The organism is Colwellia sp. MB3u-41, from assembly GCF_014076845.1.
Taxonomy (GTDB): Bacteria; Pseudomonadota; Gammaproteobacteria; order Enterobacterales; family Alteromonadaceae; genus Colwellia_A.
On the sequence record NZ_JACGUT010000074.1, the window covers coordinates 1 to 13,033 of the forward strand.

The 13,033-nt window shown below is 36.1% G+C and carries 11 protein-coding genes and 2 pseudogenes; 4 read left to right on the forward strand and 9 right to left on the reverse strand.

All coding sequences use genetic code 11. The features are described 5' to 3' along the window. Positions 1 to 346 precede the first annotated feature (346 nt). Entirely contained in the window at positions 347 to 610 is a 264-nt protein-coding gene (locus tag H4J73_RS20960) for an alpha/beta hydrolase fold domain-containing protein (protein WP_404851849.1), read from the reverse strand. Positions 611 to 786: 176 nt separating this feature from the next. Between H4J73_RS20960 and H4J73_RS20965 the strand changes: the two are divergent. After that, a pseudogene (locus tag H4J73_RS20965) lies at positions 787 to 1,018 on the forward strand (sodium-independent anion transporter); the annotation flags it as partial. Positions 1,019 to 1,413: 395 nt separating this feature from the next. Here the strand turns inward: H4J73_RS20965 and H4J73_RS07685 are convergent. Continuing rightward, the gene (locus H4J73_RS07685; RefSeq protein WP_182180049.1) at positions 1,414 to 1,908 is read right to left on the reverse strand and encodes a fasciclin domain-containing protein; all 495 of its coding nucleotides are present in this window, start codon (positions 1,906 to 1,908) and stop codon (positions 1,414 to 1,416) included. 1,280 nt (positions 1,909 to 3,188) lie between these two features. Between H4J73_RS07685 and rimK the strand changes: the two are divergent. Then, positions 3,189 to 4,112: pseudogene (rimK, locus tag H4J73_RS07690) on the forward strand (30S ribosomal protein S6--L-glutamate ligase). 205 nt (positions 4,113 to 4,317) lie between these two features. On the opposite strand, the gene H4J73_RS07695 reads toward rimK, so the two are convergent. From H4J73_RS07695 to H4J73_RS07720, 6 genes are all read right to left on the reverse strand, one after another. Continuing rightward, positions 4,318 to 5,220: a radical SAM protein gene (locus H4J73_RS07695; protein WP_182180051.1), complete on the reverse strand. Its 903-nt coding sequence runs from the start codon at positions 5,218 to 5,220 to the stop codon at positions 4,318 to 4,320. 181 nt (positions 5,221 to 5,401) lie between these two features. Continuing rightward, entirely contained in the window at positions 5,402 to 6,211 is an 810-nt protein-coding gene (locus H4J73_RS07700) for a crotonase/enoyl-CoA hydratase family protein (protein WP_182180053.1), read from the reverse strand. 87 nt (positions 6,212 to 6,298) lie between these two features. Then, entirely contained in the window at positions 6,299 to 6,445 is a 147-nt protein-coding gene (locus tag H4J73_RS07705; RefSeq protein ID WP_182223849.1) for a hypothetical protein, read from the reverse strand. A gap of 96 nt (positions 6,446 to 6,541) precedes the next feature. Next, on the reverse strand, positions 6,542 to 6,808 hold the full coding sequence (locus tag H4J73_RS07710) for a hypothetical protein (RefSeq protein WP_182180055.1): 267 nt from the start codon (positions 6,806 to 6,808) through the stop codon (positions 6,542 to 6,544). Positions 6,809 to 6,919: 111 nt separating this feature from the next. Beyond that, positions 6,920 to 7,315 (reverse strand): DUF3465 domain-containing protein, encoded by a 396-nt coding sequence (locus H4J73_RS07715; RefSeq protein WP_182223850.1) that lies wholly within the window; start codon positions 7,313 to 7,315, stop codon positions 6,920 to 6,922. A 769-nt stretch (positions 7,316 to 8,084) separates the two neighbouring features. Next, positions 8,085 to 9,011 (reverse strand): LysR family transcriptional regulator, encoded by a 927-nt coding sequence (locus tag H4J73_RS07720; protein WP_182223851.1) that lies wholly within the window; start codon positions 9,009 to 9,011, stop codon positions 8,085 to 8,087. Between the two features lie 114 nt (positions 9,012 to 9,125). On the opposite strand from H4J73_RS07720, the gene H4J73_RS07725 reads away from it, so the two are divergent. Then, positions 9,126 to 9,767 (forward strand): LysE family translocator, encoded by a 642-nt coding sequence (locus H4J73_RS07725; RefSeq protein ID WP_182223852.1) that lies wholly within the window; start codon positions 9,126 to 9,128, stop codon positions 9,765 to 9,767. Positions 9,768 to 10,156: 389 nt separating this feature from the next. Further along, the gene (locus H4J73_RS07730; RefSeq protein ID WP_182180061.1) at positions 10,157 to 12,232 is read left to right on the forward strand and encodes an MFS transporter; all 2,076 of its coding nucleotides are present in this window, start codon (positions 10,157 to 10,159) and stop codon (positions 12,230 to 12,232) included. A gap of 252 nt (positions 12,233 to 12,484) precedes the next feature. Here H4J73_RS07730 and H4J73_RS07735 read toward each other — a convergent pair whose 3' ends face one another. After that, positions 12,485 to 12,865 (reverse strand): hypothetical protein, encoded by a 381-nt coding sequence (locus H4J73_RS07735; RefSeq protein WP_182180063.1) that lies wholly within the window; start codon positions 12,863 to 12,865, stop codon positions 12,485 to 12,487. Positions 12,866 to 13,033 lie beyond the last annotated feature (168 nt).

The following is a 13,033-nucleotide window of genomic DNA, read 5'->3' on the forward strand; positions in this document are numbered from 1 at the left end:
TTTTATTTTTATTTTTATTTTTATTCCTAATGTAAAATTAATGGTTGTATTTGCTTGTTAAGTAGCCATCACAGGTTGTGTTAAATTTAAGCGAAGCGCTATATCAAAAAAGATGAATACGTATTAAACCATTATTTGTAAGTGTTTTATCGAACAGAAAACGATATTAAAAATGATGTTGAATTAGATAAATATGGAGTTTGACAATGCTAACAACATAGGTGACTAGATTACTGACATTATGATAAAGAGGTCTTGTTTTCTAGTAACAAGACCTTGTGGTAATTGAGGGTTTTTACCACGGAAAGCTGAGATAAACTTTGCTATTGATTAATAAAGTTAACGATTATCTGAAAATTTTGCCGACACTCTTCTTCAACAAGTGCATTAAGTAACATATAAGCATGCACAACACATCAAACTGATGATGTACAGTTACCCCAACCGCTTTTAACACTTTAGCATAAGCTAACCCCTCATCTCTTAATGGATAACATCTGGCGGTAATAATTAAAATTTCTGGAAAATCGTTACTTATTTCACCATACAAAGGTGATGCAGCTTTAATGTTATCCCTCGCTTTAAAAGACTGATTAAAGTACCGGCTTATTTTATCTTACTCAAGTAAAAATCTTGAACCATTCTCGGTAAAAGAGGGCTGTTGGCCGATGTATCAACACTCGGGTAAATTAACATCTACTTATCTGCTTTTAAACGTTTATCTTGCTGGTTTTGCATAGCAAGCGTAATACAAATAGCGCCGATTTTAGAGCTATGTGCCAGACAAAACGAGATATTGAGTGTGTTATTATCGATGCAGTGCCATACCTCCCCCCATTTTGACTTGAGTGTTATGGCAATGTTGGCTGATTTAGACATTATTTTTAAAAAAACAGGGTGTTCGCCTTGAGCTTGCAGACAGAAAACACAGTTGTTAGCATGGTTTGAAAAAGCAGAGATTAAGTCAGGTCACGAAGGAATTTATGTACATTCTGACTTGTATTTAGCGTTAGAATAAACCAAAATAATCACCGATCAGGTTAGCAGAAGAAGCCCGCTTTAGTGCAAATAAATATAATGGTATTTATTATCATACTAGAATGTGGGTTATGTCTGCTATAACCTATATTATTATTTTAAATAAGTTTTATTATTGCAGGTTTTACTTTAGTTTCTAAAAATAACTCGCTTTTATAATACTTTTTATTTTCAAGCCATATTGAAGCTTTAAAAACGGTTACCTCTATCTAATAACGGTGTAAAAGAGAGATAAAAAATACTGCGGCTAGGTAATTTTAGCGAAATAAACATTGTATCGCCAATGAATTAAATTTTAATAAAGAGGGGAATAGCGAAAAGACTCTTTGAGTATCGATTATATGAGAAATAACCGACACCCTACCGAGCTTGCTATTAAGGTATTAATACCGTATCAATAACGTGTATGACACCATTACTTGCTTTTACATCTGCCATGATAATTTTTGCTTTATTTATCATTACATTTCCATCGATGACTTTAACCATCAACATTTTACCTTGAATGGTAGGTGCGCTTGTTACTTTCACGACATCTGTAGACATCACTTTTCCAGAAACAACGTGATATGTTAATATGTCGACGAGTTTATCTTTATTTTCTGGTTTCAAAAGCATCTCAAGCGTGCCTTTAGGCAACTTTGCAAAAGCCTCATCTGTGGGTGCGAATACCGTAAAGGGCCCATCACCTTTAAGTGTTTCAACAAGCCCACCTGCTTTAACTGCTGCGACAAGTGTATTGAAAGAACCATTTGCAGCGGCCACATCAACAATATCTTTTTTCATACCATGATGCTCTGCATAAGAGTCTGGCATAAAAGCTAAGCTGGCAACCACAATTGATACTGTTGTAATAAATTTATTTAACATTGTATTTTCCTATTCAGTGAATTTTAGTTAATACTATTTTGTTTTCACAATCTATTTACGTATGGTTTAGAAATTAAGATCAGTATTGCCTATTTACCGAAAATAAAGCGTTCGGTTATGTCTTCGTTCATGCTAAGGCGCGCATTGTTCAAAAACATGGCGTTAACGTAGGTGGTTTTTCGAGGAATATGCCGGTATTTTAATACGAAATCAAACATTACAGGTTAAAAACGACGTGCAACTGTTATAAAAATAAAGTCATTACGTCGTCAGCCATGTAACAAAAAATCTCAGGTTCGTACTTTTAAAATGTTTGAGACTACCACGTGCATTCAAAATATCAGCCCTAAGTGAAAACGTATACATTAGAAATATCTCATTTGCCTCTGAGCTATTTCTAACTCCGTCAAAGTAAATGCTAGACTTATGACTACGTGAGTGTAGCCTGACATTATTTCACTGCCTAGTGCTAAAGTTACCCACACAATTTAGGGCGTATTGGTGTCAATACTGGCCAAGCGTAATTGTACCTTTTCATTGAGGTAAGTCTGATTGCGCCCAACACAACCATGTTATCTAACAAGTCAACAATAAGATAGATGTGCGAATCAGCCATTCTTCTGGCAACGTAGGCATGGGGTATAGAACTAGAAATGAGGAGAACTGCTCAAGTGTATCAAACCCAGGACCGACCCAGAAGAATCCCCTTTGAACCGCACTAACCGGTACTCTAAGGGCGTCAGTAATAGACGCTAGACTCGATTCGTTCAAACCATAAATAAAAAGCCAATCAGGTTAGCCATTACGAATACGGTTAAGCCCTTACTCCCGGCTAATGACTTAAAACTCTTTACCTTAGGGTCCAAGTCATTGCACCCTCAACTCGGTAATGACCACATTTTCAGCAGTATTTACCGTATTATTGTCAATGTTAATTTCGAGGCTGCAACGCGCACCTAATAATAAAATCTGCCCTACCCGTATCAATTTAAATACGGATGAGTGCCTCAAAAAAGCAAGTACTAATAGAATAAAAGTGATTAATGCGCAGGTAATAATTAACAGATCAATACCCCCTCAGCAATCGGTTAGAAAGCTGAGTGTACTTTTGGCAAGAAAAATGCAACTCACGTATTCCAATATAAACAACAAAATAATACCCTATTATTATAAAAACACTTCTTTACCACTTTTCTTAAAAATATTTATATTATTTTGTGACTTTTTTGTAAACAGTCTAGATTATAGGTTGTTTTTCTTTATACAACAGGAAATCAAAGATGAAAATAGTAATATTATCTCGAAACAAGAAGTTGTACTCGATCCGCCGTTTAAAAGAGGCATGGGAAGCGCTGGGTCATCAAGTTGACGTTATCGATACACTTCATTGTTAGATGGATATCACTAGCAACAGATCAGTTGTTCGCTATAAAGGCCAAGCACTTCCACAGTACGATGCAATAATACCGCGGATCGGTGCTTCCATTTCTTTTTATGGCAGCGCGGTAGTGCCTCAATTTGAAATGACTGGCGCTTTCAGTGTCAATGAATCTTTGGCGATTAGTCGCTTTAGAGATAAATGATGTTCTATGCAATTACTGTCAAGAAAAGGCCTCAGCTTGCCAAGAACAGGCTTCGCTAATCACCCTAACAATGTCAAAGATTTAATTAAAAATGTCGGTGGTGCTCCTTGCGTCATTAAATTACTTGAGGATACGCAAGGTATTGGAGTGGTACTTGCTGAAACAACTAAGTCAGCAGAGGCTATTGTTGAGCCTTTATGGGGTTAAATGCCGATATTTTAATTCAGCATTTATCAAAGAAGCCGGTGGTGCTGATATTCGATGTCTTGTTGGTGGTGACCATGCTGTTGCCGCAATGAAACGTCAAGGTGTGAAGGTGAGTTTAGGTCAAATTTACACCGCGGTGGTTCAGCGGTACTTGTTAAACTTACCCCAGAAGAAAGAGCTACCACGGTGTTGACTGCACACGTTATCGGGCTGCACGTCTGTGGTGTTAATTTACTGCGCGCCGAACGTCGACCTGTTGTCATGCAAGTTAATTCTTCACCGGGTTTGGCGGGTATTGAAGCCGCAACTGAAAAGGATGTTACCCCCATGATTTTCAAGTTTATCGAGAAAAATTTTATTGAAAAGAATGCTAGCGCTAAATCTAATCGAAATCGTACCCAAGGTCAGGGTTAAATCGATAAAAAATACAGTCTCAATTTATAAGCGATATTAACGATAAAACCACTAAAACTTATTTTTAAGAACCTCAGGTTTTGATGGCACAGAAACGTTTAATTATAAATTTCTAACCGCACAAAACCGTCCTTTCGGGCGGCTATTATTTATTAACAACCGCTTACTAACGACAATGCATAAATTCACGTTTAGCAAACCACACTTATAGACCCCTTTGCCATTCTTGACGAATAGGTATTTCTGTAGATTGCGCTAACGCCATTTGTACCATATTCACTAATTTATCTTTATCTTTACCTAAGATCCCTTTCAACACCAAGTAATTTGAAGCATGATCAGATCTGAAAATAGTGTTATTTAACTCAAGTGCTGATAACAACGTTTCCATTTCAGTAAACAACTCTTGCTGATGTAAAAGACGAAAAGGCTGATATTGATGTTCTGTAAATTTTTGGGCAAAACGTGCTTGGCCTAAAGGAAAACTTACCACCAATGTAGAGAGGTAATTAGGTTGAGCTTCATTCATTAATTTAGCAGAGTTAAGGGCATGTTGTTTTGATAATTCAGGCCCGCCTAAACCGTTTAAAATCATCACTGAGCTTTTAATACCTGCTTGCTTAATTTTTTTAAGGGCTATTAAAGAACTTTGGTATGTTTCACCTTTTTCAATTAACTTTAAGACGTCATCGTCTCCACTTTCACAGCCCACATAGAGCAAAGACAAGCCTAAAGCTCTTAACTCGGTAAGTTGTTCAACCGTTTTATTAGTTAAGTTTCTAGGTAAACAATAACTTGAAACCCGCGTAACATGTGGCAAGTGTTTTTTTATCAGTTCAAGAATTTCTTTTAACCGTTTGAACGGCAACATTACGGCATCACCGTCGGCTAAAAACACACGTCCAACAGGTAAGCCTGAATGTGAAATTTTTATTAGTTCTTGCTCAATAAGCTCTACTTTTTTCGGTTTGAATTTTTTATTTTCAGCCGTATACATCTCACAAAAGGAACAGTTATTCCAAGAGCAGCCATTAGTGACTTGTAGTATTAAGCTTTTCCATTCGCTTGGTGGGCGAAAAACCGGTTCTATATATTCAAGGGGGTACATACTTTGTCCTATTCACTTTATTCTCTATATACCGTTATCATTTAAAAATGCGGGCCTTGAGTGTACATCTAAGGAAAAATGCCAAGCCCTCATATAAAGCAATCGTTATTCTATTGCATGGGTAACGCCACAGATGTAGTTTGAAACGCAATAAATCGGCATATTAAATAAGATACTATACCTACCAAGAACCTCTATTTTTAAACGCTTTAGCAGGTTCTTTTTCATGCGTTTGATTATAAGCTTTTATCTTTTGATTTTTACTCAGCATGACTTTGAGTTGATAAAAAGTTTCTCTTGCTAATGTAAAACGATCACTGCGCCACCAAACTTTATTATAAAGTTTTTTGACGCCAGCAACAGCATCAGGAGATTGCTGACAAAGTGATACTGCTAACGCTTTTGCAGCAGCCATTGGGTCGGATGATATTTCAGTAATTAAATGATATTCGAGCGCTTGTTTGGCAGAAATTTCTTTTCCTGTCATCGCCAGTAATTTTGCTTGATCAGCAGGCAAGTGTTCTTTTAAAGCCAACGTTCCTCCCATATCAGGAATTAGCCCCCATCTTGCTTCTAAAATGGATAAAGTTGCAGAAGGTTCAACAAAGCGAAAATCACCACCCAAAGCAATTTGTAAGCCACCACCCCAAACTCGTCCATGCAAAACCATGATGACAGGAGCAGGTATTTTACGCCAGCCTGTAGAGACACGTTGTGCTAAATTTGACTGTCCGGGTAACCATTTAAAGAGTAGTTTTAAAATATTGATGGGCGCTTTCATCACCGATTTCACATCTAAGCCACTACAAAAATCTACGCCTTCGCCATGCACAATGATGGCGCGGAGTGTTTTGTCTTTTTGTAATTGCTTAATAATATTATCAAGCTGATAAAACATCACCATATTAATAGCGTTATGCTTCTCTGCACGATTAAGTGCAACATAAGCAATGTTGTTTTCGATAGTTAACAGTACCGTTTTTTCTGACATACACACCTCTGGTTAGACCAGATAAAGTAACCTTGTCGGCATGAGATGTAAATAAAAAATTCTGCCAAGCGCCACTTAAATCAAGCATTATCGGCAACCCCAGAGTTTTATATCACTCGTACCTATATTTAAGCGAAGTTCACTAAATACATCAAAAACATCAAAAACATCAGCAGATGCCATGAGTGTCGTTATGCGTAAAATAATAAAAAGTACAAAGGTATTTTTACTCAAAATCCATTTTGATAAAGGCCAAAACTTGTATTACAAATGAATGTCTTACTCAGAGGCAATGACTTGTTATGTTTGAATAGACAATTATGCGTTCAGCTAAATTACACCGCCAGCCTTTAAAATAATTGCGGTTACGGTTAACAAAAAAGCGCCTGAATAGACCATTTTTCCAGAATACGACGCTTTATCCCAATTCATTGCACAATAAATTAATGATATTGGAAAAAATAAAAATACAGACCAACCAAATAAATGCTGTTTATTGCCCAAAGCAACAACAGCAGTGAAAATAGAACCTATAACAAGTAGCATTAAACCAATAGAGCCTGTTAATAATGCCACGACTATAATATTTTGAACCATACTTAATTAGATACCTTTATTTACAATAAAAATGGGGAGATTTAGTTGACTCACAATAAGTAAAACAAAACAGCCCTCTATGCTTAATTCTTAAAATGGCTTGCGATAAACCTATTGGTAGACAATACCTTTATGCTTTAACCAACCATTTATATGATGTCTATTTGGGTCTCGATGCGTCCAATGTACAACACCACCTTTTTTATTCCATTCGAATTCACCATAAAAATAAACCATGTCACCCTTTGAAATCAAATTAACTCTTGGCGCAAGGTCAATGTTATGTGCAATTAAAATAGTGTTACCTGAGCTGAGTTTAAGAATAAACTTTTGATGACGTGAACCTTGGTTATCATCATTTAGTATCCTGATAACTTCGCCATGCCCTTTAACTTGAATGTTACTTTGTTTAGTTTTATAGGCTTCATCAAACGATGTAGCGCAAGAAAAACTTGACCACTGCAATAATGTAAAGCTAACTAAAATCGATATTAATAGGTTACGCATACAACAAACCTTCCTTAGTTTTATTACGCTATTTTACATGGAAAATAATGTTTGACTATAGTCACAGAGTAACTACAAATAATTACCTTGCGTTTTAGTCTAGATGTTTCAGCGACTATGTAAAATGACAATAAAGACATTAAAATTATAATGGATTTATTCACAGCACGTCCCTATGACGACTAGTTCCAGTTAAGAGACAATGATTTGTTGGCTAAAAAATCAAGCTAAATTAAAAAGCCATCTATTTTTCGTGCTTTAAATGGCTCTTTATAGGCAAAAAATCTATTAAGTCTTTTTTAATTCTGGCTTTGATAGAAAGGCGAAAGGAATAGCGAGAGGACCCAGTAACGCACCCATAAATGCCCAATAATAAGATTGTGCATGACGATATTTAGCAATATAAAAGCAAATAAAGATACATATGATATTCAAAATTAATAATAAAAACATATTCATCCCTTTTAGATTAAATTATAAACAGAATAACTTGTTTTCCTCTCGAGATAAAGTACACATAACACCTTATACAAAGGCAAATATTCTTACCTAAAATAAACAATCAAACGAACAGGCCGCTAAGCCCTGCTAGCAACTTTCGCCAATTTTATTGATGGTTGCACTGACATATATGCCAGTGAATGTTAATAAAGCGACAATAAAAATTATAATTAACGTACTTATTTTCATCAGATGCCTAACGCCAAATAAGCAGATAAATGATATTTAGCTAAGAAGTGTAATACCCTGAGTAGAATATAATCACCTTTTATGAACTCGGTTTAATAACCAATAATTTTTCTTTGATAAAATCGATAAATACCCGATTCTTATTAGGCATATATTTACTTTGCACATACTGCAAGCAAATATCACCATGATAACTACATTGTAAATGCCAATCTTTCAATAGTGGAATGAGTGTTCCCGCTTCAACCCCTTTTTGCGCGGTGTAATCGGGTAAAGAGCCTATACCAAAGCCCTGTTCAATGGCATCTCGACGCATTTCACTGTGGTTAAGTAAATATGAACCGGTTACTTCTACCGTTGTTTTTTGATTTTTATGACTAAATCGCCAACGGTTATCAGTCATGTTTTCGCCTAAGCAAATACAAGGTAAATGTTTTAAATCATCGGGGTGTGATGGCAAAGTATGGTTGGCTAGAAAATCAGGACTCGCACATAACACCTGTTCTACACGTCCAATTTTAACATTTACCAATGCTTCTATTGGGTCGTCACTAATATGAATCAAAAAATCAACACCATCATGAATAGGATCTAAAATACGGTCAGTTACTTTCAAATGTAACTGGATCTCTGGATAGCATTTTAAAAACTCAACAAACAGTGGACGTAATACCTGATTAGCGAGTGATTTTGGCGCCGAGACTCTTAATAATCCACTTACCGTCGATGTGGCAGAACGACTCGCATTAACGGCTTGCTCTGCAGACTCGACCATCTGTTTACAATAATTAAATGTTATTGTTCCTGATTCAGTTAACGCAAGTTGTCGTGTCGTTCGTTGTAATAACTTAATACCCAATGCATCTTCTAACCGACTAATTTGACGGCTAACAGCTGAAGGTGTTACGCCAAGTTTCCTTGCCGCTTTACTAAAATCCCCCTGTTCAACCACCGTAACTAAAATGGCCATATCGGACAATAGCGGTATTAATTTATTTGTGTCCATTAAGCACAAGTCCTTTTACAAATGTGTGTATTGTTTTAAATATCTCATAGATTAACATACTTGCAGATTAATAATTGAGTTGCAACGAGCATACTTAAAGAGTGAGTAATAATTATGGAAGTATTAATAAACACTTATATGGCAGAAATTATAGCGGTGAGCACAATTGCTATTTTTATGGCGATATTACCTGGCGCTGATTTTGTATTGGTAACACGAACGAGTATCTACAATGGCCGCTTGGCAGGTTTATATATGAGTTTAGGTATGTGTTTGTCTGTTTGTATTCATGCAAGTTATTCAATTGCAGGATTAGCGGTAGTGATTGCAAACTCACCATGGTTATTTACAACAATCAAATATTTAGGCGCCGCTTATCTTATTTATATTGCGTGGCAGTTAGTAACAACCGACGCGATTTTAAAGCAAGATAAAAAAAGTCACACGCCTCAAATGACAGCATTAATGGCGGTACGTTTAGGTTTTACTTGTAATATATTAAACCCCAAAACATCTATTTTTTTCTTAAGTATTTTTACGCAGGTAGTATCGGTAGAGACTCCCTTAATAATGCAAATAAGTTATGGGGTGATCATTATGCTGGCACATTTTATCTGGTACAGCGGTGTTGCATTGCTATTATCACACCCAAGTATAATGCCTCGTTTTAATCGACAAAAACAAAAAATTGATAAAGTCGCAGGATGCGTACTGATGATCATAGCTATAAAACTCACCTTAGTAAGTGTGGCTTAAATAAATGAATAAATGAGGCTTAATGATCAAGAGGGTAACGTTGTTGCAGGTACTACAATTTTTCTATGCCTGCTATTTGAAAAATAGCTGGCATAAATGGTTACGCAATGTATTTTTTCCGAAAAAATTTTACGACTATGAGATATTACACGGATAAATTGCCATGATATTTTTTTACCCGGTAACACTTAAATTTCAAGCAAACTAACTATTTTTAGAGATAACTTTTCCATATTCCCGCTATAAACCTTAATATGCTCTTGATATAATTAATATCTGTAAGTTACTTTGAAGTAACTGCAATAATGTTTAAATGTACGTTATTTTTAATATTATGTTGTTTATTTAAACCGTAAAAGCTGTTCGCTAAATAGATAAGAGTATATCTTATGATAATGACCCTCAGACCCTTTATCCTTCTGCTAACGAGTGGCTTTTTGCTCATGTTAGGTTACGGATTAAGCAATATTTTATTACCTGTGCGCATGCAGAACGATGGCGTCAGCATGAACAATATTGGCTTAGTATTATCAATGCTATCTGTGGGTTTTTTGTTGGGTGCATATTATAGCCGTATGCTATTACAGCGAGTTGGACACATAAGAATATTTGCTATGTGTGGCAGTTTAACCTCCGTTGCTATTTTACTTTCTGGCCTCTATCCAGAGCCATTAATGCTTGCTTGTATGAGAATAATAACGGGATTTTGTATTGTCTGTACTAATGCCACACTTGATAGTTGGTTAAGCCATAGCGCCACAGAAAAAAATAGGGGGCGAATACTATCTATTAATCAAATGATGATAATGACCGCACTATTCTCTGGTCAATTTTTACTCAATGTCGCTCCTATTGATGATATTACCCTATTTGTTATCTGTGGCATTCTCTTTAGCTTGTCCATTACCCCTATCGTGATTAGCAAACAAAGAGGTCCACAAATTGAAGACAGCCAATCAATGTCTTTCATGACTGTGTTCAAGTTGTCTCCTTTAGGTGTGGTAAGTTGCTTTTATTGTGGCGTTCTCTATGCGGCTTTAATTAATATGTTGCCTATCTTTGCCAGTAATAATGGTATTACCGGTTTAGACTTATCAATATTTATGGGCACCGCTATCTCTGGTGCTATCGTTTTACAGTTTCCTATTGCCTATTTATCAGATAATTTTGATCGTCGAAAAGTTATGCTATTTATGGTCGCAACGCTCATTGTATTGTCCTTACTTGTGCCATTTCTTATGTCCAAAGATATGTTCAAACTCACTTTATTGGCTGTTGCGCTAATAACAGGATTAGTTGCCTGTCTTTACCCAATGAGTATGTCTGAAACTTTTGATAAAGTATTGAAAGAGCAAATATTGTCTGCAATGAGTTCGTTGTTATTAATCTATGCATTAGGCAGTATTTTAGGACCTTACCTTGCCTCGATGGTCATGGAAAATTTCGGTAATAACGCTTTATTTGGTTTTATGAATATGGTTGCTATAACACTGTTACTCTTTATTAGCCTTCGCATGAAACTAAGAAAAGCATTACCGCTTGATGAACAGGAAAGCTTCGTTATGCAGACACCCAGTGGTGTGGTGTCAGAATTAGATCCTCGGACACAATATGCAGAAGCACAGTTTGAAACAACTCCAGAAGTAGAGGTTGCGATTAGCCTCGCGAGAAAAAACCCGTCTGCTGCTGTTAATATGGTCAAGGCACTTGTACTTAGAGATCCAAAAAATGCTTCAAACTTGGCCGCCGCACTCAGTACTATAGACGCAATAGACATTAGTAAATTATATGCGGCAATAACTTCAGCAGCGCCACAAATGAGTATCCATATCGCTGAAGCTTTAACAAATGCTTCGCCTGAACAAGCCGAGCAGCTGGTTGATTGGATCACCTCTGAATACCCAGACCAATTTACTAATATTGTTGTTGCGATTGCTAATAACATGCCTGATGACGGTATTAATGTGATGGAACAGGCTGCTGAAAATATGGCCGAAGACTACCCAAGTGAACTACTAGAAATGACTAAAGAATATATGACAAATCTATCAGAGTCTTTAGATGCCATGCGCCCCATTGATAGAATAGCCGCGGTTTCAGAAAACACAGCAACTGAGCTTTATAATCGCTTAACCGATGTTGCTCCTGACCAATCAGCAGAACTTGCCTTTACGGTATCTGATTCACTCCCTGAATCCTCAGGTAATGTGGCTGAGGCCTATGTTCAAAACTTAATAGACAGTGAGCAAGTTGTTACAGCAGATACCATAGACAATATTGAGTATGCCGCCAATAACTATATTAATCACATTGTTGAAAGTATCCCTGAACATGCCGTAGAGATTGCCAGTACCTTTGTAGATTCTTTCCCTGAAATTGCCTCAGATATGCTTGAGATATTGCAAGATTCTGACGATATTAAAGACAGCGAGTTAACCACTTCTATTGATAGAAAACCGTTATAGCGTTTTGCAAAAGCACAATAAACCTTAAGGCATCGTCTGATAAGTTTGACGATACCTTTAAGGTTTATCTGTGTAACGAGTAATCGTTGTTGAAAAATAAGCACTAACTCATGCTGTAAGATTTATTAATATTGAAACTGATTACTATTGAAAAATTATATGATATGGACTCGATATTAATAACTGCGAGTTGAGTTAAACAAATATAGATGTGAAACAGGTACCTTTCGAGCGAGTAAGATAAAACTTAAGCTATGTTAACTCTTTAACTAACCAATTGATGGCTTGATCTCGGGCTAACTCTAACCCCGAAAAAAGCTTGGTGTTGAGATTGTCTAACGCGCGTATCTGTTCAATACTATCGCTATCAGATATACCTGCGTTGCTGTAATTTAAAATAGCTACCGCTTGAATCATTGGCAAAGAACCAAGGGTCAACTTAGCTTCAAAACTATATTTATAATCATTAATTTTATTCATTAATATACCGATTTTATGTTTAAAGTTTTGTTCGATATAGATATCAAACTCTTCCACCATCTCAATGCTGACCAGGGTATTTTCATCTATAATTAATTCGACTATATCTTTGCTTAGCGGATTAACTTCAGCAAAACTTAAACGTTGACCCATTATATATTCCTTTATTATTTTTATTTTAAGTATACTTTTGTACATTTAGACAATAGTGTATTCGTCAACAAAATACTAGTTATTTACAAAGAATTCAAATAATTACATCCAGCCAAAACATAACCTCATCGCATTTAAATGCATCAGCACTATACAATTTGTAGGTTC

Coding starts and splice junctions, on each gene's coding strand:
- H4J73_RS07685 (WP_182180049.1), bottom strand. CDS start 1,908: ATGTTAAATAAATTTATTACAACAGTATCAATTGTGGTTGCCAGCTTA.
- H4J73_RS07695 (WP_182180051.1), bottom strand. CDS start 5,220: ATGTACCCCCTTGAATATATAGAACCGGTTTTTCGCCCACCAAGCGAA.
- H4J73_RS07700 (WP_182180053.1), bottom strand. CDS start 6,211: ATGTCAGAAAAAACGGTACTGTTAACTATCGAAAACAACATTGCTTAT.
- H4J73_RS07710 (WP_182180055.1), bottom strand. CDS start 6,808: ATGGTTCAAAATATTATAGTCGTGGCATTATTAACAGGCTCTATTGGT.
- H4J73_RS07715 (WP_182223850.1), bottom strand. CDS start 7,315: ATGCGTAACCTATTAATATCGATTTTAGTTAGCTTTACATTATTGCAG.
- H4J73_RS07720 (WP_182223851.1), bottom strand. CDS start 9,011: ATGGACACAAATAAATTAATACCGCTATTGTCCGATATGGCCATTTTA.
- H4J73_RS07725 (WP_182223852.1), top strand. CDS start 9,126: ATGGAAGTATTAATAAACACTTATATGGCAGAAATTATAGCGGTGAGC.
- H4J73_RS07730 (WP_182180061.1), top strand. CDS start 10,157: ATGATAATGACCCTCAGACCCTTTATCCTTCTGCTAACGAGTGGCTTT.
- H4J73_RS07735 (WP_182180063.1), bottom strand. CDS start 12,865: ATGGGTCAACGTTTAAGTTTTGCTGAAGTTAATCCGCTAAGCAAAGAT.